The sequence below is a fragment of the Rhizobium sp. Root708 genome (genome assembly GCF_001429725.1).
In the GTDB taxonomy this organism is placed as follows: domain Bacteria; phylum Pseudomonadota; class Alphaproteobacteria; order Rhizobiales; family Rhizobiaceae; genus Rhizobium.
The window spans coordinates 63,452-89,249 of record NZ_LMHV01000034.1; the positions used below are offsets into that span (position 1 = coordinate 63,452).

Here is a 25,798-nt window from a genome sequence, read left to right on the forward strand (position 1 = left end):
GGAAATTTCGCCTTGGAGGTTGACGGTATCAACATTCGACCACGTTGACGGCCAAGCCGCCCGTCGATGTTTCCTTGTACTTCTCACTCATATCGTGGCCCGTCTGCCGCATCGTCTCGATACAGGCGTCAAGCGGTACGAAATGTTTGCCATCGCCCTTGATCGCCAAAGATGCCGCAGTCACCGCCTTGACTGCGCCAAGCGCGTTTCGCTCGATGCAGGGAACCTGAACGAGGCCGGCCACCGGGTCACAGCTCATGCCGAGATGATGTTCGAGGGCGATTTCGGCTGCATTTTCGATCTGTTCCGGGTTGCCGCCCATGACAGCGGCAAGGCCCGCAGCGGCCATCGCGGCGGCCGAGCCGACCTCGCCCTGACAGCCCACTTCGGCACCCGATATCGAAGCATTGTGCTTGATGATCCCGCCAACGGCGGCGGCGGTCAGGAGATAGTCCCTGATGCCGTTCTGGTCCCAATCGTCGTGGAAGTGCTCGTAGTAGCGGATGGTCGCCGGGATGACGCCAGCCGCTCCGTTTGTCGGCGCAGTGACGACCCGGCCGCCGGCGGCGTTCTCCTCGTTCACAGCCATCGCGTAAACACTCAGCCAGTCGTTGGCGAGCAGCGGGTTGATGCGGTTGCTGCGCCATTCCTCCTGAAGCTTGTCATGGATCGAACGGGCGCGACGGCGGACGTTGAGGCCGCCTGGCATGATGCCATCGACCTTCAGGCCTCGTTCGATACAGGAGCGCATAGCTTCCCATATGCGATCGAGCCCCTCGTCAAGCTCCTCCCGGCTTCTCTGGCTTTCCTCGTTGGCGCGCTTCATTTGCGCGATGGACAATCCGGAACGAGCCGCCATGTCGAGCATCTGCTTCGCTGTCGAAAACGGATACGGAACCTTGGCAGACTCAGCGGACGCTTTCTTCTTCGAGCGCATTGCCTCGAGTTCGGTGTCCGTCACGACGAAGCCGCCACCGACCGAGTAATAGATGCGCCTCACCAGCATGCGGCCGTCCTTGTCGAAGGCAGAGAACGACATGCCGTTCGCGTGCCCCGGCAGCGGCTGCTTCTTGTCGAAGACGAGATCGGTCTTCGGCTGGAACTGGTAGGCAGGATGTCCATCAGGGGTGATGCGGCCGGACCGTTCGACACGATCGATGATCGCATCCATCGCGTCGGGATCGACGCTATCAGGCTGCTCGCCCATAAGCCCGAGGACAACCGCCCTGCCCGTGCCATGGCCGATGCCGGTGTGGGCAAGAGAACCATGCAGACTGACCTTGATCGACGCCACCTGGCTGCCCGACGTTGGGCGTGGCCATTCATTCGACAGCAACAGGTCGAGAAAGCGGTTGGCGGCCGTCATCGGCCCCATTGTGTGAGAGCTCGAAGGGCCAACACCGATCTTGAACACGTCGAATACGGAAAGGAACATGCGGATGTCCTGATTTGAGTTTGTCAGGAAAGCTACGCAAAAACGCGGCGCAATCCCTTCGATGTACCGACATAGCATTTCACGCAAGCGACATCATCAAAAGCAAGCATCACCGCGTCACCAGTCATTGCAGCATACGCGGGCATCTGTAGAGTGGCCGCGCATGCATCGGGATTGAATCAATATAGTGATGACGACAGCAGATTACATCGCACTGGTCTTTTTCGCCGTCGTCTGGTTCGGCTACTCGCGGCTGTTGCGGGGTTCGAGCCTGTTCGGCAGAACGAGCCTCACCCACGCCATGGTCGAACGTCGGCGGGAATGGATCTACAATTCCATGCGCCGCGATCTGAAGATGATCGACACGCAGATCATGTCCGGGCTTCAGAACGGCACGGCCTTCTTCGCATCCACCTCGATCTTCGCGATCGGCAGCTGCTTTGCCCTGCTCGGCGCGACGGAGAAGGTCGACGCGGTGTTCGCGGATCTGCCGTTCGTCTTTCACAGCGGTCACGCGGTCTTCGAAATGAAGGTCGGCGGCCTTGCGGCGCTCTTTGGCTATGCCTTCTTCAAGTTCGGCTGGTCGTATCGGCTTTTCAACTATTGCACGATCCTGTTCGGCTCGATCCCGATGATGCGTGACGCCGAACTCGATGTGGTTGCTGCGGAGCGGGCAGCCGAGCGGGTCATCCGCATGAACATCATCGCCGGATCGCATTTCAACGAAGGGCTTCGGGCGATCTTTCTCTCCATCGGTTACCTGGGCTGGTTCATCAACCCCTATGTCTTCATGATGACGACGACCATCGTGATTGTCGTGCTCACGCGCCGTCAATTCTTTTCTGAAGCGAGGCTGGCGATCCTGGACGCCGGCCCGCCATCAAATCTCCACCTTTCTCCTATTCCCCGCGACGGTCCGCCAAACGGCGGAAACGACTCATCCGGGGGATTGTGAATGACGCTCACCGCGACAAGTGCAGACCAGAGCACGAAGCCACCTCGCATCGGCCTGCTCGATACCGTGCGCGGCGCTGCGTTGATCGCCATGGCGACCTATCACTTCAGTTGGGACATGGAGTTCATGGGCTACCTGACGCCCGGAACGGCGGAGACCGGCTGGCTCAAACTCTACGCAAGGGCCATCGCGTCGACATTCCTGTTTATAGTCGGCTTGAGCCTCGTACTCGCGAGCAGCCCCAACATCCGCTGGCGGTCCTTCTGGAAACGGCTGGCGATGATCGTCGCCGCGGCAACCCTGATCTCGGTCGCGACTCTCTATTTCACGCCGGGCGAATGGATATTCTTCGGCATTCTGCACGCCATTGCGGTGCTGAGCCTCGTGGGCGTGCTGGTGTTGCGGCTTCCGTTGGCGGTGACGATTGCATTGACAATCGGCGTTGCGGTAGCGTGGTGCGTCGATACGTGGATCTCGCCAGGTATCCTGCGTTCGCCGCTGTTCAATCCGCGCTATCTTGCCTGGACCGGGTTCGCGGAGATGCCCGAGCGGTCAAATGACTTCGTTCCCGTCTTCCCCTGGGCGCTGCCTTTTCTCGCCGGTTTGACGACAGCGCTGATCGCGCTCCGAAACGGTGTTCTGGCAAAGCTCGCAACGTTCGGGGCCGGATCGACGCTGATTGCCAAGGCTGGCCGCCATAGCCTGGCTTTCTACCTTATCCACCAGCCGGTGCTGATCTCGATCGCCTACGGCCTATCGATCGTCGTGCCGCCCGCAAAGCCGGATCCGGTGGAAAGCTATCTGAAACAGTGCAACGTCGCCTGCATGCAGCAGGAAGGCGAAGCTCTCTGCCGGAGCTTCTGCCAATGCACACTTGATAAGTTGCAGACGCAAAACCTGTTCACGCCGTTTCAGGCTGGCACGATCAAGGCCGACGACGACCGTATCCTGACACTCGCCAGCGAATGCAGTAGTAGCCAGTAATCAGGTGCCAACGCCGATTTCGGCGAGACGTCCAAGGCAGGCTTCCTCGATGTTGTCGAGTTCCGTCAGTGTGTCGTCGATATCCTTGCGCTTCTGGCGCAACTCGTCCCGCTTCTCGTCGACGCGCTTCATGAGAAGCTTCAGCTGGCCGAGTTCGCCCGGCGGCTCCTTGTAGACCTGAATGATCTCGCGGATTTCGGCGATCGTGAAACCAATTCGACGACCGCGCAAGATCTCCTGAATGAGTCGGCGGTCGGTCGGCCTGAATAGACGCGTACGGCCGCGGCGCTCGGGATGGATCAATCCCTCGTCTTCATAGAAACGCAACGTGCGTGTCGATACACCGAATTCGCGCGTCAATTCCGTTATGCTATAGTATTTGCTAACCGGCATGTGTCCCCCACAGTCGAAAACCGATAATATTGACTTTTACGTAATAGTCAATTTCCGACGAATATTCTTGCAGCCGGCTAAATGCCGAACCACCATGTCGCGATCCCGAGGAAGGCGAAAAAGCCTGTGCAATCAGTCACGGTGGTCACAAAAACCGACGAGGCGATTGCAGGATCCGCTCCCACCTTGTCAAGCAGCAACGGAAGAAGAATTCCGGCGAGCGCCGCGGCGAACAGATTGATGATCATTGCAGCACCGATGACGAAACCGAGCTGGTAGTTGTGAAACCAGGCGGCTGCAATACAGCCCATGATAACCGAGAACAGCGCGCCGTTGGCGATGCCAACCCCCGCTTCTCTTCGGATGATCCGCCCGGCATTGTAGATATCGATATCGCCGGTCGCCAAGGCGCGCACGGTGACCGTCATCGTCTGTGTCCCGGCGTTCCCGCCCATCGAGGCGACGATCGGCATCAGGACGGCTAGGGCGATCATCTTCTCGATCGACCCGTCGAACAGGCCAATGACGCTCGCGGACAGCAAGGCGGTGCCGAGGTTGATCGCCAGCCACAGAAAACGGGAGCGCACGGTCGAGAAAACGCTGTCCGACAGTTCTTCGTCACCAACACCGCCGAGGCGCTTGATGTCCTCGTCAGCCTCCTCGTGAATAACGTCAACGACGTCATCGATGGTCAGCACGCCGACAAGGCGATCGTTCTCATCGACCACGGCGGCGGACAGCAAGTCGTACTGCTCGAAGAGCTGCGCCGCATCTTCCTGGTCCATCTCGGCGGGAATCGGATGGTTCGTTTCCCGCATGATGGTTTCGATCTTGGCCGAGCGCTTCGTCCGGAGAATCTTGTCCAGATCGACGGCACCCAATAGCTTGAACGTCGGGTCGATCACGAAGATCTGCGTGAACGAGTAAGGCAGATCCTCCTCCTCGCGCATGTAGTCGATCGTCTGGCCAACGGTCCAGAACGGCGGCACCGCAACGAACTCCGTCTGCATGCGGCGACCGGCCGAACTCTCCGGATAGTCGAGCGCACGGCGCAGACGGACGCGTTCGGTGAACGGTAGCTGCGCGAGGATTTCTTCCCGGTCTTCCTTGTCGAGGTCTTCAAGAATGTAGACGGCGTCATCAGAGTCGAGCTCCCCGATCGCCGCGGCGATCTGCTCGTTCGGCATCTGGTCAACGATCTCGCGGCGCACAGCCTCGTCGACTTCCGTCAACGCGGTCATGTCGAATTCGTCGCCGAGCAGACGGACGAGCGCAACGCGCTGATCCGGCTGGAGCGATTCCAGCAAGTCGCCTATTTCGGATTCGTGCAGCCGCGTAACGTTCTGGCGCAGGAAGATGGTGTCGCGGTCGGCGATCGCAGCGCCCACCAGAGCAAGGAAATCGCCGCGAACGTTGCCGTTCTCGTCGTAGATGTCGGTATCATCGCTGCCCGGACGTGTGCGGACGAGCTCTTCTGCGTCGTTCGTCATCCTCTGCCGCCCTCATCTGATTCGAAGCCTGGACTTCGCCGCAATTGTGTCCGTGCTAGCTGAAAGGCGCTATCGCGTCCAGCCGCAAGCCGGCAACGCTGATGACAATTCCTCGCGCCGCAGATAGTTTCCGGCGCATCGAGAATCGGGAGATATTTCCGCAGTGCCCGTCCGCCCTATCCTGCGCTTCCCCCATATCGGCCTCCGGACCACGTGCGCGCCTGTTGCCGAATTCAACGACGATCTCAGCGCCCTTTCAACGGATCTGCTCGACACGATGCGCGCGGCTCCAGGCGTCGGCATTACCGCGGCGCACATCGGCGTCTTTCAGCGACTGACGGTCATCGAGCTCAGCCGCGAAGCCGGAATACGCATATACGCCAACCCTGAGATCCTCTGGTCTTCCGAGGAGACCGTCCGGCAAACCGAAGGCAGCGTATCCATGCCGGGCGCGACCGAAGAGGTCATTCGACCAAGGTCGATCCGGTTTCGCTATCAGGATCTTTTGGGCGCTGCGCACGAAGGGACCGCCGAGGGCTTTCTTTCCGTCTGTATCCAGCACGAGTTAGACCAGCTCGATGGAATATTCTGGCTTCAGCGCTTGTCCAAGCTGAAGCGCGATCGGCTTATCAAAAAGTGGGAAAAGTCCGGCGACTGAGGCTGACCGCTACATCTCTATCGGCGCAGGGCGCGGTGCGCGCGGCTTGTCGCTCTTGGATATTCGAGACGCAAGTTCTTCCGGCGTCACAAGCCCGCCCGAAATCAAGAGCTTTGCGGCGTCTTCTGGAGACATGTCGAGAAAGACGATCTTTTCACGCGGCACAAAGATCAGGAAGCCCGCAGTCGGCACCGGTGTCGGCGGAAGGAACACGCTGACCATGTCATGGCCCATCGCGTTGAACTTCGACGCGATTTCGCCCTTGGCATCCGTTGCGACGAATACCAGAGACCAGAGACCCGCGCTCGGGTACTCGATCAGCCCGACCTTTTTGAACGAGTTGCTGCGTTCTTTCAGGACCGTTTCAAAGATCTGCTTCAGGCTCTTGTAGATGACGCGCACCAAAGGAACGCGTCTTACGAGGGACTCGCTGAACTGGACGATCGACTGACCGATCAGATTCTTTCCGAGGAAACCGATCAGGGTGATGATCACCAATGCGATCAGCAACCCGGATCCCGGAACCGCGAAGTTCAGATAGTTGTCGGGGTCATAGCGCGCGGGAAGATAGGGCTTTACCCAGCTATCCGCCCAACGAACGACCGACCATGTAAGCCAAAGGGTAATGGCGATCGGCGCGCAGATGATCAGGCCGGCCAGAAAGTTGTTTCTGATGCGAGTGGCGATGGACAATCGAGGCATTTTTTCCGTCATTTCTTACTGACGAACTCCTTAGAGCCTAACGGCAAATCGGAAATCAGTGCCTCCGGTGCTTTCCTCTGTGAGGCTGCCAGAATTCGCCGCCTCACACAAGACCGCATACTTATCCTCACTCGACCGTGACCGACTTCGCCAGATTGCGCGGCTGATCGACGTCCGTGCCCATGAAAACCGCCGTGTGATAGGCGAGCAACTGGATGGGCAGCGAGAAGATCATCGGGGCGATGATCTCATCGACATTTGGAAGGACGATCGTTGCCATGGTCGGCAACTTCGAGGCGGCGGCGCCTGCCTCATCCGTTATGAAGATGATCCGCCCGCCGCGCGCGGCGACCTCCTGCATGTTTGATACCGTCTTCTCGAAGAAGCGGTCGTACGGCGCGATCACGATAACGGGCATATTCTCGTCGATCAGAGCGATCGGCCCGTGCTTGAGTTCTCCCGCAGCGTAGCCTTCGGCATGAATGTAAGAGATTTCCTTGAGCTTCAACGCCCCTTCCATTGCGAGCGGGAAGCTCGTTCCGCGACCGAGATAGAGAACGTCGCGGCATTTCGAAAGCTCTCTCGACAGGCTTTCCATCTGCGGCTGGATCGCGTTGAGCACGCGGCTCATGATGCGCGGCATCTCCGCCAGATGGCGGACGAATTCCTTTTCCTGCGCGGTATCGATCAAGCCCCTCGCCTTGCCGGCGCCGAGTGCCAGCGATGCAAGCACGGCAAGCTGGCATGTGAACGCCTTGGTGGACGCCACGCCAATCTCCGGTCCGGCCATGATCGGGAAAATGGCGTCGGATTCGCGCGCTATCGTCGATTCCCTGACGTTGACTACCGCTCCGATCTTCAGGCCGTTGTCCTTGCAATAGCGGAGCGAAGCCAGAGTGTCGGCAGTCTCGCCGGACTGGGAGATGAAAAGTGCGGCCTGCGTCGGCGACAGCGGCATCTCGCGGTAGCGGAATTCCGAGGCGACGTCGATCTCGACAGGCAAGCGTGCATAGCGCTCGAACCAGTATTTCCCGACCAGACCGGCGAGATAGGCCGTACCGCAGGCGGAAATCGCCAGGCCGGTGGCGGCCTTGAAGTCGATCGCTGCCGCATTGGCGCTGATCGTATTGCTTGCGAAGTCCACATAGTGGCTCAGCGCATGCGAGATCACTTCCGGCTGTTCGTAGATCTCCTTCTCCATGAAATGGCGATGGTTGCCCTTGTCGACGACGTAAGCCGTCGTCTGGGAGATCTGCCGCGGCCGGACAACGTCGTTGCCCGCGAAATCCAGAATGGAGACGCTGTCCCGGGTGATCACAGCCCAATCGCCGTCCACGAGATAGGTGATCTCGTTGGTGAACGGCGAAAGTGCGATCGCATCCGAACCAAGGAACATCTCGCCCTTGCCATAACCAACAGCCAGCGGCGGCCCCGAGCGGGCGGCCATGATCGTGCCGGGATCATTCTGCAGCATGACGGCCAGTGCGTAGGCACCGGTGACCCGGTTCAGCATCTTCTGCATGGCATCGCGCGGCGCCAATCCCTCACGCAGATATTTCGCCATCAGATGGGCGACGACTTCGGTGTCGGTCTGCGTTTCGAAGGCAGCGCCTTCCGCCGTCAGCTCGTCGCGGAGTTCGGAAAAGTTCTCGATGATGCCGTTGTGAACGACGGCAACACCCTGCACGAAATGCGGATGCGCGTTCGTTTCGTTCGGCACGCCATGCGTCGCCCAGCGCGTGTGGGCAATGCCGATCGTACCAGGCAGCGGCTCGGTATCGAGGCGCTTTTCGAGATTGAACAGCTTGCCTTCCGCACGGCGGCGATCCATGCGGCCATCGTGAATTGTGGCAACGCCAGCGGAATCATAGCCCCGATATTCTAGCCGCTTCAACGCATCGACAAGACGCGCCGCGACCGGGCTATTTCCAACGATTCCAACTATTCCGCACATGCGAACCCCCAGAGCCTTCCGTTTCGGACGGCAGTCGTAACAATTTTCTCTTTTTTCTCAATTGGCTTGGCGGTCACTTTGAGTTTCCACCCGTTATGAAAGACGTCAGCTTTTCGTCTTTCTCGCAGCCTTGAGCGCAAGCGCCCGTTCGCGCAGCACAGTTGCCCGTCCGGGTTTCACTTCCTGACGAGCACGTCCCAAGGCCAGCGCGTCGGCCGGAACGTCGGCGGTGATGACGCTGCCGGAAGCGACATAGGCGTTATCGCCGACGCTGACAGGCGCCACCAGAGACGAGTTGGAGCCGATAAACGCATTGGCTCCAATCAGCGTTTCGCTCTTGTTGACGCCGTCGTAGTTGCAGGTGACAGTGCCCGCGCCGATGTTCGCGCCGGCTCCGATCTTCGCGTCACCGATGTAAGTCAGATGGTTGACCTTGGCGCCAGCGCCGATCTCACCGTTCTTGACCTCGCAGAAATTGCCGACCTTGGAGCCTTCCGCCAGATTTGCGCCTGGCCGCAGGCGCGCGAACGGACCGACAGTGGCGCCGGCGCTGACATGCGCTCCCTCGATATGGCTGAAGGGGTGAATGACGGCGCCACCGTCGATGACGACGCCGGGGCCAAAAACGACATTCGGCTCGATCAGGGCATCCTGACCGATAACGGTATCGTAGGACAGGAACACGGTTTCGGGAGCGATCATGCTCACACCTGATATCATCAGCTCTTGGCGACGGCGCTCCTGCCAGAACCGCTCGATGACAGCAAGCTCGGCGCGGTTATTGCATCCAGTCATCTCGATCTCGGGCGCATCCACCGCCGTAACGCGTCCACCCAGCGAACGGGCGATTTCCACGAGATCGGTCAGATAATACTCGCCCTTGGCATTGCTGTTGCCGATGCGAGAAAGAAGATCCAGAGCCTTGCGGCCATTGATGGCCATCAGGCCGCTATTGCACCAGGTCACCGCGCGCTCGGCGTCGGTTGCATCCTTTTCCTCGCGGATGGCGATCAGCTCGCCATCCTTGACCAGGAGGCGTCCGTAGCCTGTCGGGCGGTTCGTGTTGAAGCCTATGACAACGACATCGCTGCCTTCGGCCAGATGCCGGCGGGCAGCCTTCAACGGGCCGTCGGTCTGCAGCGGCACGTCCCCGTAGGTAACGACGATATCATCATAACCACGTGCAATTGCATCGCGGGCGGCAAGGACCGCATGGCCGGTCCCCAAGCGCTCCTTCTGCAGATAGGCTTCGATCGCGACGCCATCGATGCTTGCAGCATTCACAACTTCGTCGGCGTTCCGGCCCACGACCAGTGCTACCGACGAAATATCGCTCTTTGCCACCGCATCGACGACATGGGCGATCATCGGTCGGTTCGCGACCGGGTGAAGCACCTTCGACTTCGACGATTTCATTCGCGTGCTGTCACCGGCAGCGAGAATGACGGCAAGGCAAGTGCGTTCCATGGTCCGGCTCCAAGAATCCGTTTCGGCTAGGTTCCTGCCTCATAGCAGCAAGACCAATTCCGAACAAAGATCAAAATGGATGTCAGGCAGAGACCGTATCATCAAGCGCATATGCCTCGCGCACGTGATCGCGCCCGTCGACGATGACGGCTTCCATCGCTTCACGCGCACCGTGCACATCGCCACCGCCGATCGCGTTGACAATCTGCATATGGGTTTCCGCGATATTCGAGAACCCGTTCTCGGACGGCGGCGTGCTGATGCGGAACATGCCGACAAGGGCCGCTTCGATCAGGCTGCCAAGCGTGTGCATGAAGGGATTGTGCGCGGCATCGGCGATCGCCAGGTGGAAGCGAAGGTCGGCCAGAGCGAGGCTTTCGGATGTATGCCCCGGCGCCGCCATTTCCAGAGCGAGCTTCTCGAGGCCCACGATCTCGCTTCGGCTAGCACGTTCTGCCGCAAGCCCTGCAGCGAAAGGTTCGACAGCCAGTCGGATGTCGTAGAGCTGCAGCAAGAATTCCTCAGTGACGCCGTTGTCGAAGTGCCAGGCGATCACCTCGCTATCGAACATATTCCACTGATTCTTCTCGGTAACCCGGGTACCGACACGCGCCTTGGCGACGATCATGCCCTTCGCGGCAAGCGTCTTCATGGTCTCGCGCAAAACGGTTCGCGAAACCTTGAACCGCTGCGCAAGCTCGGCATCTCCGGGAAGAATGGTCCCTACGGAATATATTCCTCCGACGATCGCCCGGCCCAGTTCGTCCACAACCTGCGCATGGCTGGTACGCGATCGTCGCGCTAACTTGCCCGTATCAAGCATCCGGTTACGCAAACACTACCTCCCCCTCAGGCGTACCTCTTGTTGGACCCAGACAGAAACAGGATGCCCTTCTGCATAAGAATGAATGCAAAAAGCAGAAAGCCGATCAGTATCTTGGTCCACCAGCTCGACAGCGTGCCGTCGAAGGTGATGTACGTCTGAATAAGCCCCTGAATCAGAAGTCCGACGAAAGTCCCCGCCACAAATCCCGCGCCTCCCGTCAGCAGTGTTCCCCCGATCACCACCGCAGCAATGGCGTCAAGCTCGACACCAACCGCCGCCAGAGAATAGCCGGCGGACGTATAGAGAGAAAAAACGATTCCCGATAGACCGGCCAGGAAACCGGAAAGCGCGTAGATCTGGATCGTGGTCCGTGCAACCGGAACTCCCATCAACTGCGCCGTCTGCACCCCGCCACCAAGCGCATAGACGTTCGTTCCGAAGCGCGTGCGATGAGCAATGAAAATACCGGCGGCAAAGACAAGGATCATGACCCCGCCGATCAACGTCAACCGACCGCCGCCGGGCAGCTTGTAATAGAGGCCTGACAGCGTGTTGTAATAATCGTGGTTGATCGGAATGCTGTCGATCGAGAGCACGAAGGCCATGCCGCGCGCCAGAAACATGCCCGCCAGCGTCACGATGAAGGCCGGCATCTGTAGATAGTGGATCACCGCACCCATTGCCGCGCCAAAGGCCGTCGTGATGATCAACACCAGGACGAATGCGACAAGCGGGTGGATCGTGGTGTTCTGCAAGATGACAGCGAGGAAAACGCCGGTGAAAGCGATCACCGAACCAATCGAGAGATCAATGCCTCCCGAGATGATTACGAATGTCATCCCTACCGCAGCGATGCCCAGAAAGGCATTGTCCGTCAGCAGATTGCCGATGACGCGGGTGGATAGCATGTTCGGGTATTGCAGAGTGCAGACAGCATAGGACAGCACAAATATGACGATCGTCGCCATCAGCGGCAGATACTTCGAATTCATTTCTGCAGCTCCTCCCGGAGGCTCGGTCGACGCCGCAGGAAGACCGCGGCCGATTGGACTGCCGGCGACTGGATCACCAGAATGACAAGGACGATCACCGCCTTGATGATAAGATTGAACTCAGGCGGGAAGCCGGAGAGCAGAATGCCCGTGTTCACCGCCTGAATGATCATCGCACCAATCAGCGACCCGACGATGCTGAACCGTCCGCCGAGCAGCGAGTTGCCGCCGACGACCACGGCGAGGATCGCATCCAGTTCCAGCCAGAGCCCGGCATTGTTGGCATCGGCGCCCTTGATGTCGGCGGCAACGATGATCCCGGCGATCGCGGCACACAGACCGCTGACCACGTAAACAGCCATAAGCAGTACCGGCGTTCTTACGCCAGACAGCCGACTTGCCCGCCGATTGATGCCGGTCGCCTCGATCAGCATGCCAAGCGCCGTACGACGCACCAGCAGCGTCAGCAGAACGCCGACGACGAGCCAGATGACAACAGGCGTCGGCATGAATGCGAACGAACCGCTTCCGAAGAAGATCAGACCGTCGTCGTTGAAGGTCATGATCACGCCCTCGGTGATCAACTGCGCGATGCCGCGTCCGGCAACCATCAGAACAAGCGTCGCGATGATCGGCTGGATGTTGAGAATGGCAACAAGAAAGCCGTTCCACGCACCACAGGCGAGACCGACCAGCAACGTCACGATCAGTGTCCAGGCCAGCGAATTGCCCGATACGATGGACGAGGCCGCAACCGCACCGCAGATGGCGATCACCGCGCCGACGGACAGGTCGATGCCTTTGGTCGCGATGACCAGCGTCATTCCGATCGCCAGCAAAGCAACCGGCGCACCGCGGTTCAGCACGTCGATCAGACTGCCGTACAGCCGGCCATTCTGAATCGTGACATTAAAAAACTGCGGGAACATTATGAAATTCAACAGAAGAATAACGGCAAGCGCGATCAACTGCGGGGCAAGGCGTATCAAGAGGGCGTTGTGAGACGAGGTCATGCGTCCTCCGTCTTCTTATCGGCCGCGGCGATCGCCTGCACGATTCCCGCGGTCGTCACCTTCTCCCCGGCCAGTTCAGCTACATGTTCGCGGTCACGAAGTACCAAAACACGTGAACTGTAAGCGACAAGCTCTTCTAATTCCGATGAAATCACGATCAGCGACATGCCCTTTTCACAAAGTTGCTCGATCAGGCGGATGATCTCCGCGTGCGCACCGACGTCGATGCCGCGCGTGGGTTCGTCCAAGATCAGGAAATCCGGATTGGTCGCCAGCCAGCGTGCAAGGATGGCCTTCTGCTGGTTGCCTCCGGACAGAAGCCGGATCGGCTTCTCGCGGTCCGTCGTGCGAATATCCAGGGCCTTTATATAGCGGTCGGCAAGCTGGTTCTGCTCACTGCGGGACAGAGGCCGCGCCCATCCGCGCCGGGCCTGTAGCGCCAATGCGATGTTTTCCCGTATCGACAGATCGCCGATGATGCCGTCCGTCTTCCGGTCCTCCGGGCAGAACCCGAAACCACTACGGATGGCGGCTCTTGGGCTCGACAGCGATACGGTCTTGCCATCGATCTTGGCAGTGCCGCTATCGGCGCTGTCTATCCCGAACATCAGTTCGGCCGTCTCGGTGCGGCCGGAGCCGAGAAGGCCCGCAACGCCGACCACTTCGCCGACACGCACATCGAGATCGAAGGGCCTGACCTTGCCGCGTTTGCCATAACCCTCGAAACTGTATTTTACCGGGCCGGCAGCGATTGTCCTCTCCTTGGCGGCGGCCTCGGCATGAGCCAGCTCATGGCCAAGCATCATCTCGATCAGACTTTGCCGCGGCAGATCGGCGGTGGCGCGCGTTCCGACCAGGCGACCGTTGCGCAGCACCGTTATTCGATCGCTGATCTCGTAGACCTGCTCTATGAAATGCGTAATAAAAACAATTCCTAATCCGCGCTTCCTCAAGTCATTAACGATGCGAAACAGCATCACTACCTCATGGGTATCGAGGCTGGCGGTCGGCTCGTCCAGAATGAGAACCTTGCCGGAGAGATCCACGGCTCGCGCAATCGCGACGACCTGCTGGACCGCGACCGAGAAGCGGTCGAGTTGCGCCGAGACATCGATGTCGAGGCCGTATTCTTCCAGAAGCGTGCGCGCCTGCCGGTTCATCGCTCCGGTATTGATCATCCCGAAGCGCCGCGGCTGGCGGCCAAGGAAGAGATTTTCGGCAACGCTGAGATTGGGAAGGAGGTTCACCTCCTGATAGACCGTGCCGATACCGAGCTTCTGGGCAGCGAGCGTATTGCTCGGATCGATCTCCGCGCCATCAAGCATGAGGCTGCCCTCATCGCGATGGTAGGCACCGGTAATGCACTTGATCAGTGTCGATTTGCCCGCGCCGTTCTCGCCGAGCAGGGCATGCACCTCACCCTTCCGGAGAGCGAAGTCGACCTTGTTTAGAGCGACAGCGCCGGGGAAGAATTTGGACATCCCGGACGCCACGAGCACGTTCTCAAAATCGTGAATCATGAAGGCGGCTTTTCCTGATAATGACTGTCTTGTCGCGTAGCTGTCGGACATGATGCCCGGCCTTGCGCGGCAGTTCCGCACCGGCCCATGACGGACCGGTGCGGTTCCTGTGTCAGATCAGTAGCCGAGGCCCTTCTTCGACTCATAGACCTTCTTCGGGTCATCAGCCTGGGTGTAGAGCTTCGATTCCGTCTGGATCCACTTCGGCGGCGCCTTCTTGTCCTTCAGATAGGCATCGAGGACGTCGAATGCCGGGCCAGCCATGTTCGGCGTCAGCTCGACCGTGGCATTGGCCTCACCGGCTTCCATTGCCTTGAAGATATCAGGAACGGAGTCGATCGAGACGACGAGGATGTCCTTGCCTGGCTTCAGACCAGCTTCCTTGATCGCCTGGATGCCGCCGACAGCCATGTCGTCGTTATGGGCGTAAAGGGCGCAGATGTCCTTACCGCCGTTCTCGGCCTTCAGGAAGCTTTCCATGACTTCCTTGCCCTTGGTGCGGGTGAAGTCGCCGGTCTGGCTGCGGACGATCTTGAAGTTCGACTTGCCGGCGATGGCTTCCTCGAAGCCCTTCTTGCGGGCGATAGCCGGGGACGAACCGGTCGTGCCCTGAAGCTCGACGACGTTGCATGCCTTGTCGCCGACCGTCTTCACGAGCCAGTCGCCGGCAACCTTGCCTTCATGCACCTGATCCGACGTTACAGCGGTGAGGTAGAGATCCTCAGGCGCCTTGATCGTGCGGTCGAGCAAGATAACCGGAATATTGGCTTCCTTGGCTTCCTTCAGAACCGCATCCCAGCCGGTTTCGACGACGGGAGCGAGCAGGATCGCATTGACGCCCTGTGCGATGAAGGAACGGATCGCCTTGATCTGGTTTTCCTGCTTCTGCTGGGCATCGGCAAACTTCAGGTCGATGCCGCGCTTCTTGGCCTCTTCCTTGGTGACCGTCGTTTCGGCAGCACGCCAGCCGGATTCAGAACCGATCTGCGAGAAGCCGACGACGAGTTCGGCAGCCGACGCTGAACCGAACATGCAGGCAGCAAGGATCGTGGCACTCAAGAGTGCAGTCTTCAATTTCATGATTTCCTCCCAAAGCCGCCTCCTCGCGGCACACACAAGGAAAATCATATAGTATTACTTTTGTAAATGCACTTTATGGCATGCATCGCAACAAAAAAGGCGCCCGAGACGGGCGCCTTTTCGCACTTGCGAATAAACCTCAGCAGCTCACTTCGGCAGCTTGTCGTCAACGCCTTCGACGTAGAAGTTCATGCCGAGAAGTGTCTTGTCGTCAGACTTCTCGCCAGCCTTCAGCCACGGCGTTCCGTCCTGCTTGTTGATCGGGCCGGTGAACGGATGCAGTTCGCCCGACTTGATCTTGGCTTCGGTGTCCTGCGCCATCTTCTTCAAGTCGTCTGGCATGTTTGTGTAGTCGGCCATCTTGAGGATGCCGTCCTTCAAGCCGTCCCAGCTCTGCTCGGACTTCCAGGTACCGTCCAGGAGTGCGTGTACGCGCTTGGAGTAGTAGTTGCCCCAGGTATCGACAATCGCCGTCAGCTGAGCCTTGGGGCCCGCTGCGATCATGTCGGATGCCTGACCGAACGCGTGAATGCCGCGCTCTTCGGCAACCTGCATCGGCGCCGTCGTGTCGGTGTGCTGCGTCAGAACGTCCACGCCCTGGTCAACCATCGCCTTGGCGGCATCGGCTTCCTTGCCTGGGTCGAACCAGGTGTTGACCCAGATGACCTTGAGCTTGAAGCTCGGATCGATCGACTTGGCGCCCTGCTCGAACGCGTTGATGCCCATCACAACTTCCGGAATCGGGAAGGATGCGATGTAGGCAGCGCCGTGGTTCTTCGAAGTCTTGGCAGCGATCTGGCCGAGGATGTAGCGGCCTTCGTAGAAGCGCGAGTTATAGGTCGCGAGGTTCGGGCCGGACTTGTAGCCGGTGCCGTGCTCGAACTTCACCTTCGGGAACTTCGCAGCGACCTTCACGGTCGCGTCCATGAAGCCGAACGAGGTGGAGAAGATCAGCTTGCAGCCCGAGCGAGCGAGACGCTCGATGGCGCGCTCGGCGTCAGGGCCTTCAGGAACGTTTTCGAGGTAGGACGTCTCGATCTTGTCGCCGAACTCTTCCTGGATCTGCAGGCGTCCGCGGTCGTGAGCCTGCGAGTAGCCGCCGTCCGTGTGGGATCCGACGTAAACGAAACAGACCTTCGTCTTGTCGGCTGCCTGCGCGGGAGCGCTTACGCTGAGCAGCGCGGCGGCCGAGGCAGCAAATGCAAGTGCGAGTTTTTTCATGATAGCCCCTGTTGGTTTGAAATGTCTGGAAGCGCTTTCATTTCTTTTACTTAGCGCTCCGGTACGAACGGCTTTCCCAGCGACGCCGGCGTATTGATCAACGTCGTGCGGCGATTATGAGAAATGATGACGAGAACCACAATAGTCGCCGCGTAAGGCAGCATCGACAGAAACTGGGCCGGGATGCCGACGCCAAACGCCTGTGCATGCAGTTGCAGGATCGTGACGGCTCCGAACAAATAGCCGCCGGCAAAGACGCGCCACGGGCGCCATGATGCAAAGACGACGAGCGCCAAGGTAATCCAGCCGCGCCCGGACGACATGTTCTCCACCCATTGCGGCGTGTAGACGAGGGAGAGCTGGGCACCGGCCAGACCGGCGCAGCCGCCTCCGAACATCACGGCCAGATAGCGGGTCCGAATGACGTTGATGCCAAGCGCATGCGCGGAGCCGTGGCTGTCGCCGATGGCGCGAAGCTTCAAGCCGGCGCGGCTACGGAACAGGAACCAGCTGACGCCGAACAAAAGCGCGAGCGACAGATAGAATGTGAGGTCCTGGCGGAAGAGCACGGAGCCGATCAGCGGAATATCCGACAGGTAGGGCACCACGATGGGCGTCAGGCGGACACCGGGAACGCTGACATAACCCTCGCCGAGCATGCCGGAAACGCCGAGCCCGAGAATGGTAAGGGCAAGACCGGTGGCCACCTGGTTGGCGACCAGCGTCAAGGTCAGGAAACCGAAGAGCAGCGAGAAAAGCGCCCCCATGGCGATGCCTGCCAGAATTCCGACGTAGGGTGAGCCGCTGAGCTGCGCGCCGGCGAACGCAGCCACCGCTCCCATGATCATCATTCCCTCGACACCGAGGTTCAATACGCCCGAACGCTCTGCAACGAGCTCTCCGAGTGCTGCGATAACCAGCGGCGTGGATGCCGTGATGACGGTGAGAAGAATGGCTTCGAAGATGCTCATACCGCGCCTCCGCGAATGCGCGACCAGACGATGCGAATCTTGTAGTAGATCAGCGTATCGCAGGAGAGGACAAAGAACAGCAGCAGCCCCTGGAACACGCGCGTGACCTTATCCGATACGCCGATCGAAAGCTGAGCCGCCTCGCCGCCGAGATAGGTCAGCGCCAGCACCAGCCCCGACGCGACGATGCCCAGCGGGTTCAAGCGGGCGAGAAAGGCCACGATGATCGCGGTAAAGCCGTAGCCGGGCGAAATCGCGGGCTGCAAGTGACCGATGGAACCGGAAACCTCAGAAATGCCGGCGAGACCCGCCAGTGCACCCGAGAAAAGAAAGCTGAACCAGATCATCTTCTTGGACGAGAAGCCCGCGAAGCGCCCTGCCCGCTCGGACTGGCCAAGCACGACGATCTCAAATCCGCGCAGCGTATATTTCAGCATGAACCAGGCGAGGATGGCAGCGACGATCGCGAAGACAAATGCCCAGTGGGCGCGCCCGGACTCTTCCCAGATTGCCGGCAAGGTCGCTTCCGGACCAAAGGGAACGCTTTCCGGGAAGTTGAACCCTTCCGGATTTCGCCATGCGCCACGGATAAGCCAGTCGAGAAACAGCTGTGCGATGTAGACAAGCATCAAGCTCGTCAGGATTTCGTTGGTGTTGAAGTGCGCCTTGAGCAGAGCTGGTATTGCCGCGAAAAGCGCCCCACCGATAGCACCCATGATCAACATCAGCGGCAACACCATCGGCGAATGCCACTCGGTGAAGAGGATCGGCAGAATGGAGCCGGTTATCGCGCCGACGGTAAACTGGCCCTCGGCGCCTATATTCCAATTGTTCGAGCGATAGCAGACTGCGAGACCGACGCCGATCATGATCAGCGGCGCGGCCTTCACCGCGAGCTCATGCAACGACCAGACCTCCAGCAAAGGTTCCAGGAAGAACGCGTCAAGCGCCTCCACGGGGTCCTTGCCGAGGATGACGAACATGATCGCGCCGGCTGCGAGCGTCAGCACCAACGCCAGCAGCGGCGAAACAAATCCATAGAGCTTGGAGGCCTGCGGACGCCGTTCGAGTTCAATGCGCATTGGCCGCCTCCGATGCGGTCTTGCTTTCATGCAGGCCACCCATCAGGAGGCCGATCTTTTCACGGGAAAGTTCGCCCGATGCAAACGGCTGCGACAGGCGGCCTTCCGATATGACTGCGATCTCGGTTGCGACCTCGAATATCTCATCGAGGTCCTGGCTGATGACGACCACCGCAGATCCTCTGCGTGCGAGATCCACGAGAGCCTGGCGGATGCGGCTTGCCGCTCCGGCGTCGACGCCCCAGGTCGGCTGGTTGACGACAAGCACCGCCGGTTCGCGGTCGAGCTCGCGCCCGACGATGAATTTCTGCAGGTTGCCGCCGGACAGTGAGCCCGCGGCCGGATCTTCGCCGCTCTTGCGGACATCCATTTCTTCCGAAATGCGCTTCGTCGCATTCTTGACGGCGCCGCGGCGAATGATCTTGAGGAAGCCGCCGCCCAGGAACGCCTTCCGATCCGACTGGCTGCGCGCCAGCACCAGATTATCAGACAGCTTCATGGCGGACACGGCGGCGTGCCCATGCCGTTCCTCAGGCACGAAGCCGGCACCAATCAGGCGGCGTGCGGTGATGCCCTGCGTGCCGACGGACTTATTGCGGATCTTGACTGCATCAGGGTTCGAAACCGGATACTCGCCCGACAGGGCATCAAAAAGCTCGCCCTGGCCGTTTCCGGCAACACCAGCGATCGCCAGGATTTCCCCTGCGCACACCGCAAGCGACACGTCTTTCAACGGCATCGCAAAGGGCGTGCGCGGCGCCACGGAAAGATTCGATACAACGAGCTGGACGTCGCCCTTATTGCCGCGATCCGGATGGGTAACAGTTGCAACGTCGCTTCCGACCATCATACGGGCAAGCGAGGCCGGCGTTTCCTGGCGCGGGTCACAAGCGCCCGTGACCTTGCCGTGTCGAAGCACCGTGGCGCGATCGCAGATGCGCTGAACTTCTTCGAGCCGGTGGCTGATGTAGAGCACCGAGCGGCCTTCGGACTTCAGCTTGAACAGCGTTTCGAAGAGCCTGTCGGCCTCCTGTGGCGTCAATACCGAGGTCGGCTCGTCGAGAATGATGAGCTTCGGGTTCTGCAGGAGCACCCGGACGATCTCTATACGCTGTCGTTCCCCGACCGAAAGGTCGGCGACATGTGCATGCGGGTCGAGCGGCAGGCCGTAGGCCCGCGACAGCGACTTGGCTTCCTCGGCAATCCTGCTGATCGGAATGCTGTCGTCGAGCGAAAGGGCGATATTCTCGGCCACCGTCAGCGCTTCAAAGAGCGAGAAGTGCTGGAAAACCATGCCGATCCCAAGCTTGCGGGCATTTCCCGGCGATCCGATCGACACCGGGTGTCCATCCCAAAGGATCTGGCCTTCGGTCGGTTCGAGAACCCCGAAAAGCATCTTCACCAAGGTGGATTTACCAGCGCCGTTCTCGCCAAGGAGAGCATGAATTTCGCCGGGTGCGATATCAAGGTCGATCTGGTTACAGGCAGCAAAGCTGCCAAACAGCTTTGTCAGCTTCTGGACCGAAAGTAACGCACCGGAAGCCGGCACATTCGATGACGACACGTTCCCCTCATTTCCCCCTGCCGACCTGCCCATTCAGGATCTTTATGGGATCAGCAGTGTAGTTCCGGTAGTTTTTCTGGACTCCAGATCCGTGTGGGCTCGCCCAACCTCACGTAACGGATAGGTTTGATTGATATTGATACGCACTTTGTTGCTCAAAACAACATCAAATAACATGTTTGCACAATCAGTTAGCTCTTCCCGCGTCGCGATGTAGCTGAAAAGCGTGGGTCTCGTCGCGAAGAGCGAACCTTTTTGCGCCAGCATGGAGAGAGTGAAGTTCTCGATCGGTCCTGAGGACTGCCCGAAAGATACGAACATTCCCAAGCGTTTCAGACAGTCGAGAGATTGCGGAAACGTGTCGCGGCCGATGGAATCGTACACGACGTCCACACCCGTGCCACCGGTAATGTCTTTGACCCGATCGACGAAGTTTTCACTATTGTAATCAATGACGTGATCGTAGCCGTGTTTCAGAGCAAGGCTTACCTTGCTGCTCGATCCCGCGGTCCCGATCACGGTCGCGCCGATGGCCTTTGCCCATTGCCCCGCGATGAGACCGACGCCGCCGGCCGCGGCGTGGAACAGGATGGTTGTTCCGGGCCCGACCTTGAAGGTGCGCCGCAGGAGATATTCGGCGGTCATGCCCTTCAGCATCATCGACGCGGCGGTTTCAAGCGAGATACCATCGGGCACCTTCACGAGATGCTTGGTTTCGACGTTGCGCTCGACGCTGTAGGCACCGTCGGAACCGGCATAGGCAACCCGATCGCCGACCTTGAAGTCTTCGACACCTGGCCCGACGATGGTTACCGTTCCGGCGGCCTCCTTGCCTGTTATGAACGGCATGTGAGGCGCCTTGTAGAGACCGGTCCGGAAATAAACGTCGATAAAGTTCAGACCGATCGCGGCGTGGCGGATCTGCACTTCTCCGGCAGAGGGCGGCGGCAAGTCGACATCCGCATATTCGAGAACCTCCGGACCGCCGGTCCTGTTCATCACCACCGCCTGCGTCTTGGCCATCCTACCTCCTCCTTCATTCTATCCCTTGCGTCCAAGCGCCGGTACAAGCTGCAGCACGGCGCCAACGCAATAGAGATAGATGCCGCTCACGATGAACAGGACAAGCGCCCATTGCGGCATATCGAAATGCATCAGCAGGGAATACATTCCGAGAGCGGACCAGAGAAAGAAGACGGCGAGATTGACCGGCCTCAGGCGCTCTACGCGGACTGGATGCAGGAAGTTGATAGGCAGGAACGTCAGCACGACCGACACAAGAACGACCGCGAGCGCCGTGGCAGCGCTGGCGTGCATGACGAAAAGCGTGAACACGATCATGTTCCAGACAACGGGGAAGCCGGAGAAGAAATATTCGTCGGTCTTCATGCCCATGTCGGCATAGTAGATGGCACTGGAAACGACGATCATACCTGCCGCTACGAAGGACCAGGGTTCTCCGATCATGCCGCTTTGATAGAGCGCGAAGGCCGGCAGGAGCACGTAGGTCACATAGTCGATGATATTATCGAGCGTATCGCCCGACCAGTTTGGCAGAACTTCCTTGACGCGCACCTTTCGTGCGATCGGCCCATCGATACCATCGACGAGGAGCGCGAGGCCCAGCCACCAGAACATATCGATAAATCGGTGTTCTGCCGCCGCAACGACGCCAAGAAACGCAAGGAATGAACCGGAGGCCGTCAAAATATGGACGGAAAAGGCGCGCATTTCCGCGTAAGGTACGCGCTTGTAATTGAAAATCTTCATGTTTCCCCGAACAGCCTACTGGCATCCGCGCCCGGCAGGCGCGGTTTTTGCCTAATATGCATCCTTTGGATCGCTTCGCCAGCGCAAAAGCGAATGATGCCATGGCGCAGGTCGAATCCTGACAATGACACGCATATTTCGCCCAAACAGGCAGAGAAAGAATGGAATACCTTTAATCCAATGCCTATTTGTAATATCTCGCTCGCATCGAAAAGATCATCCGACGAAATACGGGATCCGACAGCGCATGAACGCCCCTGCAAAGACCGAAGAATTCGCCTCTCCCATTCCCGCCGGCGTGTACGCCGAGACGGTATTGAGCGTAACGCATTATACGGATCGCCTCTTCCGCTTCACGATGACGCGTCCGCAGGGTTTCCGTTTCCGGTCCGGTGAGTTCGCGATGATCGGCCTGATGGTCGAAGGCAAACCGATTTTCCGCGCCTATTCGATCGCAAGCCCGTCCTGGGCGGAAGAACTCGAGTTCTTCTCGATCAAGGTTCCTGATGGCCCGCTCACCTCGCACCTCCAGGCGATCAAGCCCGGCGATCAGGTTCTGATGCGCAAAAAGCCAACAGGCACGCTTGTCCTCGACGCACTCACTCCCGGCCGCCGCCTCTACATGTTCTCGACCGGAACCGGCATCGCGCCGTTCGCCAGCCTCATCCGCGATCCGGACACTTACGAGCAGTATGAGGAAGTCATTCTGACCCATACGACGCGTGATATTGCCGAACTGAAGTACGGTTTCGACCTCGTGCACGAAATCCAGAACGACGAGATCCTGAAGGAAGTTGTCGGCGACAAGTTGCGTCACTACGCGACCGTCACGCGTGAGGATTTCGAATATCGCGGCCGCATCACCGATCTGATGGCGTCAGGCAAGCTGTTCACCGACCTCGGCGTTCCGCCTCTCGATCCGGCGATCGATCGCGGCATGATCTGCGGCTCGTCCGCGATGCTGAAGGACACGAAAGAACTTCTGGAGAAGGCTGGCCTCGAGGAGGGTGCGAATAGCAAACCCGCCGAGTTCGTCATCGAACGAGCCTTCGTCGGCTGACCCAAGCTTCGCGGCCCCGGAAACGGGGCCGTTTTCATTTGCCGCTCAGATATCCGATCAGGACCGCCATCGTTCTATGTGCTTCGGCCACGTCGCCGCGATGAATAGCGCGAATGGCGTCCGTATGAAGCGAGATCGACTGATCCATTCGATCTGAATTTGCCGTCGAGTACCACAGGCGCCGCGAGTGGGTCTGTACCGGCGCCAGAGCGGACGTGATGAAGACATTCGGACAGGCGTCTTCCAGAATTTCGTCGAATGCCTTGTCGGCCGCGAAGAACACTTCGAGATCGCGGCTCACCGTACAGCTTTCCATCTTCGCCGCGCAACTGGCCAGCTGCTGGCGCTGCTCGTCATCTGCGTGCTCGGCAACAAGGGCGGCGGCGATCGGCTCAAGCTCGCCGCGCACCTGCATGACGTGGCCGTGATCGCCAGGCCGAATTTCCGCAACCTGGAGACCGACCCTCGGCTTGACCATGATCAGCCGCTGCCACGCCAGTTTCTGCACGGCCTCGCGGACGGGGGTACGGCCATGGCCCGCGAGCTCTATCAGCTCTTTTTCCGTGACGTAGGCACCCGGCGGCAAAGCCAACGTGACGATCGCATGCTCAAGCGCAAGATATGCAAGATGGCTCTGTGAATTCTGCATCAAATCTCTGATCCGGCCCCTGATATATCATAATCGCGATCAAGGGGAATGCAATGGCAGGTTGCTCGCGTCCACACGATCGAGGCCGCCCGGCTATTCGTGCCGCAACGCTTCGATCGGGTTCAACTGCGCGGCTCTTCGCGCCGGGAAATAGCCGAACACCATGCCTATGGCAGCCGAAAAGGCGAAGGCTACCCCGATCATCATGGGGCTGACGACGAAAGGCACCTTCAAAAGCGTAACCGCAGTGAAGCCAAGCCCGAGGCCCAGCAAAATTCCGGCCATTCCTCCGAAGACGGACAGTGCCACCGCTTCCACGAGAAATTGCATCAGCACCTGCTTCTCGAGTGCGCCGATTGCCAGTCTTATGCCGATTTCACGCGTTCGTTCGGTCACCGAGACAAGCATGATGTTCATGATCCCGATGCCGCCCACGAGCAAGCTGATCGCAGCAACCGCTCCGAGCAGGCCTGTCAGCAGCGTCGTGGTCCCCGTCATCGCCTCGGCGATCTGCGTCATGTCATTGACGTTGAAATCATCCTCGCGGCCGGGAATGATCTTGCGCCGCTCGCGCAGCAGATTCTCGGTTTCGTCCTGTATCTTCGAGGTCGAAACGCCGTCGCGCGCCGAGATGACGATCATCTGGACGTTGGCATTGGCCTTGCCGCCTATGCGTCGCTGATAGACCTTCACCGGCATCAGAACCACGTCGTCCTGATCATTGCCCATGCCGGATTGGCCGCGCTTGGCAAGAACTCCGATGACGCCGCATGAGACCTTGCCGACGCGGATCTGTTGTCCGGTTGGGTCGGCCGCTCCAAAAAGCTGCGAGCGCACGGTTTCACCGACAATGCAGCGCGCGCGTCCACGTTCTTCGGCGGCATCGAAGCTGCGGCCGAGAGCCATGTCCCAATCCTGCGCCACCAGATAGTCGTTCGTCGTGCCCATCACCGTCGTGGAGTGGCTCTGGCCGCCATAGATCGCCGTTGCCGTCGTCTGGTTCAGGGGAGCGACAGCGCGCAGTCCGCCGACCTGATCGCGGATCGCATCCACATCCGCGATCGTGAACCGACGGGCCTCCGAGCTGGCCCGGCCCGGCCCGAACTGCCCGGGTCGCGCAAACAGCATGTTGGTCCCGAGCCGGGAGAGTTCCGACGTGACCTGGGCTGTCGTTCCGTTGCCGATCGTGACGAGTGCGATGACGGCCGCAACGCCGATGACGACGCCGAGCACGGTCAAGAAGGAGCGCAGCATATTCCGGCGGATCGCGCGCAGGGCGAGCTTGAGGGTCTCAAAGAACATGTTCGGCCCTCGCCTCGTCCGCAGGACCGACCTCAAGCTTGCCGTCGACGAAGCGCAGCAGACGCTCGGCATAGGCTGCGATATCCGGCTCATGCGTAACCATGACGATCGTGATTCCCTCCTCACGATTCAGCCGCGTCATCAGGTCCATGATTTCGATGCTGGTCTTCGTATCGAGGTTTCCGGTCGGCTCGTCCGCAAGCAGCAGCGAGGGTTGGGTGACGATCGCGCGAGCAATCGCCACGCGCTGCTGCTGACCACCGGACAATTCCTGCGTCTTGTGATGTTCGCGCCCGGAAAGACCGACGAGCCCCAGCGCTTCCTTGGCGCGGCGATGCCGTTCGCCTGCCTGCATTCCGCGATAGATCAACGGCAGCTCGACATTCTCGACGGCAGATGTGCGAGACAAGAGGTTGAAGCCCTGGAACACGAACCCCAGCATGTGACGGCGCAGCATCGTGAGCTGGGAGCGATCAAATCCCCGCGTCGAAATGCCCTGAAACAGGTAGTCGCCGCTCGTTGGAACATCGAGGCAACCGAGAATGTTCATGGCCGTCGACTTGCCGGAGCCCGACGGCCCCATGATCGCGACGAACTCATGGGTATTGATCGAAAGGTCGACGTGGTCGAGGGCGCGGATGGCGGCCTCGCCGTTCCCGTAGATCTTGCTGACCTTCTGGAATTCGATGAGTGGCGGACGGGTCATCGAC

The 25,798-nt window shown here is 59.5% G+C and carries 24 protein-coding genes; 4 read left to right on the top strand and 20 right to left on the bottom strand.

Features of this window, described 5'->3' with window-relative positions; genetic code table 11:
• Window positions 1-28: 28 nt before the first annotated feature.
• A complete protein-coding gene (locus tag ASE04_RS17325) occupies window positions 29-1,435 on the bottom strand; it encodes an L-serine ammonia-lyase (protein ID WP_056819440.1) in 1,407 nt (468 codons plus the stop codon).
• 190 nt (window positions 1,436-1,625) lie between these two features.
• Here ASE04_RS17325 and ASE04_RS17330 point away from each other — a divergent pair, with 190 nt between their 5' ends.
• Window positions 1,626-2,390, top strand: coding sequence for a DUF599 domain-containing protein (locus tag ASE04_RS17330; protein ID WP_056819442.1), 765 nt, complete (start codon window positions 1,626-1,628; stop codon window positions 2,388-2,390).
• On the top strand, window positions 2,391-3,374 hold the full coding sequence (locus tag ASE04_RS17335; protein WP_056819448.1) for a heparan-alpha-glucosaminide N-acetyltransferase: 984 nt from the start codon (window positions 2,391-2,393) through the stop codon (window positions 3,372-3,374). It abuts the gene before it with no gap.
• On the opposite strand, the gene ASE04_RS17340 is transcribed toward ASE04_RS17335, so the two are convergent.
• Window positions 3,375-3,767, bottom strand: a complete 393-nt coding sequence (locus ASE04_RS17340) for a MerR family transcriptional regulator (protein WP_056819451.1) — start codon at window positions 3,765-3,767, stop codon at window positions 3,375-3,377. It abuts the gene before it with no gap.
• Window positions 3,768-3,844: 77 nt separating this feature from the next.
• A complete protein-coding gene (gene mgtE, locus ASE04_RS17345; RefSeq protein ID WP_056819453.1) occupies window positions 3,845-5,257 on the bottom strand; it encodes a magnesium transporter in 1,413 nt (470 codons plus the stop codon).
• Between the two features lie 163 nt (window positions 5,258-5,420).
• Between mgtE and ASE04_RS17350 the strand changes: the two genes are divergently transcribed.
• Window positions 5,421-5,915: a peptide deformylase gene (locus ASE04_RS17350; protein ID WP_056819455.1), complete on the top strand. Its 495-nt coding sequence runs from the start codon at window positions 5,421-5,423 to the stop codon at window positions 5,913-5,915.
• A gap of 9 nt (window positions 5,916-5,924) precedes the next feature.
• Here ASE04_RS17350 and ASE04_RS17355 read toward each other — a convergent pair whose 3' ends face one another.
• From ASE04_RS17355 to pcsA, 14 genes are all read right to left on the bottom strand, one after another.
• A complete protein-coding gene (locus ASE04_RS17355) occupies window positions 5,925-6,629 on the bottom strand; it encodes a DUF502 domain-containing protein (RefSeq protein ID WP_056819457.1) in 705 nt (234 codons plus the stop codon).
• Between the two features lie 115 nt (window positions 6,630-6,744).
• The gene (gene glmS, locus ASE04_RS17360; protein ID WP_056819459.1) at window positions 6,745-8,571 is read right to left on the bottom strand and encodes a glutamine--fructose-6-phosphate transaminase (isomerizing); all 1,827 of its coding nucleotides are present in this window, start codon (window positions 8,569-8,571) and stop codon (window positions 6,745-6,747) included.
• A gap of 105 nt (window positions 8,572-8,676) precedes the next feature.
• Window positions 8,677-10,038, bottom strand: coding sequence for a bifunctional UDP-N-acetylglucosamine diphosphorylase/glucosamine-1-phosphate N-acetyltransferase GlmU (glmU, locus tag ASE04_RS17365; protein WP_056819461.1), 1,362 nt, complete (start codon window positions 10,036-10,038; stop codon window positions 8,677-8,679).
• Window positions 10,039-10,120: 82 nt separating this feature from the next.
• Complete coding sequence (locus ASE04_RS17370; RefSeq protein WP_443216882.1) at window positions 10,121-10,861, bottom strand: FadR/GntR family transcriptional regulator; 741 nt, start codon at window positions 10,859-10,861, stop codon at window positions 10,121-10,123.
• 26 nt (window positions 10,862-10,887) lie between these two features.
• On the bottom strand, window positions 10,888-11,856 hold the full coding sequence (yjfF, locus tag ASE04_RS17375; protein WP_056819465.1) for a galactofuranose ABC transporter, permease protein YjfF: 969 nt from the start codon (window positions 11,854-11,856) through the stop codon (window positions 10,888-10,890).
• Entirely contained in the window at window positions 11,853-12,869 is a 1,017-nt protein-coding gene (locus ASE04_RS17380) for an ABC transporter permease (protein WP_056819468.1), read from the bottom strand. Before ASE04_RS17380 ends, yjfF begins: the two co-directional genes overlap by 4 nt.
• Complete coding sequence (gene ytfR / locus ASE04_RS17385; protein WP_056819470.1) at window positions 12,866-14,389, bottom strand: galactofuranose ABC transporter, ATP-binding protein YtfR; 1,524 nt, start codon at window positions 14,387-14,389, stop codon at window positions 12,866-12,868. Before ytfR ends, ASE04_RS17380 begins: the two co-directional genes overlap by 4 nt.
• A gap of 117 nt (window positions 14,390-14,506) precedes the next feature.
• A complete protein-coding gene (gene ytfQ / locus ASE04_RS17390) occupies window positions 14,507-15,469 on the bottom strand; it encodes a galactofuranose ABC transporter, galactofuranose-binding protein YtfQ (protein WP_056819472.1) in 963 nt (320 codons plus the stop codon).
• 147 nt (window positions 15,470-15,616) lie between these two features.
• Entirely contained in the window at window positions 15,617-16,690 is a 1,074-nt protein-coding gene (locus tag ASE04_RS17395) for a BMP family ABC transporter substrate-binding protein (protein ID WP_056819474.1), read from the bottom strand.
• A gap of 50 nt (window positions 16,691-16,740) precedes the next feature.
• Window positions 16,741-17,661, bottom strand: coding sequence for an ABC transporter permease (locus tag ASE04_RS17400; RefSeq protein ID WP_056819476.1), 921 nt, complete (start codon window positions 17,659-17,661; stop codon window positions 16,741-16,743).
• On the bottom strand, window positions 17,658-18,743 hold the full coding sequence (locus tag ASE04_RS17405; protein ID WP_056819478.1) for an ABC transporter permease: 1,086 nt from the start codon (window positions 18,741-18,743) through the stop codon (window positions 17,658-17,660). The genes ASE04_RS17400 and ASE04_RS17405 overlap by 4 nt, the downstream gene beginning before the upstream one ends.
• Window positions 18,733-20,340: an ABC transporter ATP-binding protein gene (locus ASE04_RS17410; protein ID WP_056819480.1), complete on the bottom strand. Its 1,608-nt coding sequence runs from the start codon at window positions 20,338-20,340 to the stop codon at window positions 18,733-18,735. Before ASE04_RS17410 ends, ASE04_RS17405 begins: the two co-directional genes overlap by 11 nt.
• Window positions 20,341-20,349: 9 nt before the next feature.
• A complete protein-coding gene (locus tag ASE04_RS17415) occupies window positions 20,350-21,330 on the bottom strand; it encodes a quinone oxidoreductase family protein (protein ID WP_056819482.1) in 981 nt (326 codons plus the stop codon).
• An 18-nt stretch (window positions 21,331-21,348) separates the two neighbouring features.
• Window positions 21,349-22,077, bottom strand: coding sequence for a phosphatidylcholine synthase (pcsA, locus tag ASE04_RS17420; protein WP_056819484.1), 729 nt, complete (start codon window positions 22,075-22,077; stop codon window positions 21,349-21,351).
• Between the two features lie 247 nt (window positions 22,078-22,324).
• Here pcsA and ASE04_RS17425 point away from each other — a divergent pair, with 247 nt between their 5' ends.
• On the top strand, window positions 22,325-23,137 hold the full coding sequence (locus tag ASE04_RS17425; RefSeq protein ID WP_056819486.1) for a ferredoxin--NADP reductase: 813 nt from the start codon (window positions 22,325-22,327) through the stop codon (window positions 23,135-23,137).
• A 34-nt stretch (window positions 23,138-23,171) separates the two neighbouring features.
• On the opposite strand, the gene ASE04_RS17430 is transcribed toward ASE04_RS17425, so the two are convergent.
• The 3 genes from ASE04_RS17430 to ASE04_RS17440 form a co-directional block, all read right to left on the bottom strand.
• On the bottom strand, window positions 23,172-23,786 hold the full coding sequence (locus ASE04_RS17430; protein ID WP_056819488.1) for a GntR family transcriptional regulator: 615 nt from the start codon (window positions 23,784-23,786) through the stop codon (window positions 23,172-23,174).
• Between the two features lie 93 nt (window positions 23,787-23,879).
• The gene (locus tag ASE04_RS17435) at window positions 23,880-25,088 is read right to left on the bottom strand and encodes an ABC transporter permease (RefSeq protein ID WP_056819490.1); all 1,209 of its coding nucleotides are present in this window, start codon (window positions 25,086-25,088) and stop codon (window positions 23,880-23,882) included.
• Window positions 25,078-25,794, bottom strand: a complete 717-nt coding sequence (locus tag ASE04_RS17440; RefSeq protein ID WP_056819492.1) for an ABC transporter ATP-binding protein — start codon at window positions 25,792-25,794, stop codon at window positions 25,078-25,080. The genes ASE04_RS17435 and ASE04_RS17440 overlap by 11 nt, the downstream gene beginning before the upstream one ends.
• Window positions 25,795-25,798: the final 4 nt, after the last annotated feature.

Excerpts from the sequence above, each read along its gene's own strand:
- ASE04_RS17325 (WP_056819440.1), bottom strand. The coding sequence starts at position 1,435 with ATGTTCCTTTCCGTATTCGACGTGTTCAAGATCGGTGTTGGCCCTTCG.
- ASE04_RS17330 (WP_056819442.1), top strand. The coding sequence starts at position 1,626 with ATGACGACAGCAGATTACATCGCACTGGTCTTTTTCGCCGTCGTCTGG.
- ASE04_RS17335 (WP_056819448.1), top strand. The coding sequence starts at position 2,391 with ATGACGCTCACCGCGACAAGTGCAGACCAGAGCACGAAGCCACCTCGC.
- ASE04_RS17340 (WP_056819451.1), bottom strand. The coding sequence starts at position 3,767 with ATGCCGGTTAGCAAATACTATAGCATAACGGAATTGACGCGCGAATTC.
- mgtE (WP_056819453.1), bottom strand. The coding sequence starts at position 5,257 with ATGACGAACGACGCAGAAGAGCTCGTCCGCACACGTCCGGGCAGCGAT.
- ASE04_RS17355 (WP_056819457.1), bottom strand. The coding sequence starts at position 6,629 with ATGACGGAAAAAATGCCTCGATTGTCCATCGCCACTCGCATCAGAAAC.
- glmS (WP_056819459.1), bottom strand. The coding sequence starts at position 8,571 with ATGTGCGGAATAGTTGGAATCGTTGGAAATAGCCCGGTCGCGGCGCGT.
- glmU (WP_056819461.1), bottom strand. The coding sequence starts at position 10,038 with ATGGAACGCACTTGCCTTGCCGTCATTCTCGCTGCCGGTGACAGCACG.
- ASE04_RS17370 (WP_443216882.1), bottom strand. The coding sequence starts at position 10,861 with ATGCTTGATACGGGCAAGTTAGCGCGACGATCGCGTACCAGCCATGCG.
- yjfF (WP_056819465.1), bottom strand. The coding sequence starts at position 11,856 with ATGAATTCGAAGTATCTGCCGCTGATGGCGACGATCGTCATATTTGTG.
- ASE04_RS17380 (WP_056819468.1), bottom strand. The coding sequence starts at position 12,869 with ATGACCTCGTCTCACAACGCCCTCTTGATACGCCTTGCCCCGCAGTTG.
- ytfR (WP_056819470.1), bottom strand. The coding sequence starts at position 14,389 with ATGATTCACGATTTTGAGAACGTGCTCGTGGCGTCCGGGATGTCCAAA.
- ytfQ (WP_056819472.1), bottom strand. The coding sequence starts at position 15,469 with ATGAAATTGAAGACTGCACTCTTGAGTGCCACGATCCTTGCTGCCTGC.
- ASE04_RS17395 (WP_056819474.1), bottom strand. The coding sequence starts at position 16,690 with ATGAAAAAACTCGCACTTGCATTTGCTGCCTCGGCCGCCGCGCTGCTC.
- ASE04_RS17400 (WP_056819476.1), bottom strand. The coding sequence starts at position 17,661 with ATGAGCATCTTCGAAGCCATTCTTCTCACCGTCATCACGGCATCCACG.
- ASE04_RS17405 (WP_056819478.1), bottom strand. The coding sequence starts at position 18,743 with ATGCGCATTGAACTCGAACGGCGTCCGCAGGCCTCCAAGCTCTATGGA.
- ASE04_RS17410 (WP_056819480.1), bottom strand. The coding sequence starts at position 20,340 with ATGGGCAGGTCGGCAGGGGGAAATGAGGGGAACGTGTCGTCATCGAAT.
- ASE04_RS17415 (WP_056819482.1), bottom strand. The coding sequence starts at position 21,330 with ATGGCCAAGACGCAGGCGGTGGTGATGAACAGGACCGGCGGTCCGGAG.
- pcsA (WP_056819484.1), bottom strand. The coding sequence starts at position 22,077 with ATGAAGATTTTCAATTACAAGCGCGTACCTTACGCGGAAATGCGCGCC.
- ASE04_RS17425 (WP_056819486.1), top strand. The coding sequence starts at position 22,325 with ATGAACGCCCCTGCAAAGACCGAAGAATTCGCCTCTCCCATTCCCGCC.
- ASE04_RS17430 (WP_056819488.1), bottom strand. The coding sequence starts at position 23,786 with ATGCAGAATTCACAGAGCCATCTTGCATATCTTGCGCTTGAGCATGCG.
- ASE04_RS17435 (WP_056819490.1), bottom strand. The coding sequence starts at position 25,088 with ATGTTCTTTGAGACCCTCAAGCTCGCCCTGCGCGCGATCCGCCGGAAT.
- ASE04_RS17440 (WP_056819492.1), bottom strand. The coding sequence starts at position 25,794 with ATGACCCGTCCGCCACTCATCGAATTCCAGAAGGTCAGCAAGATCTAC.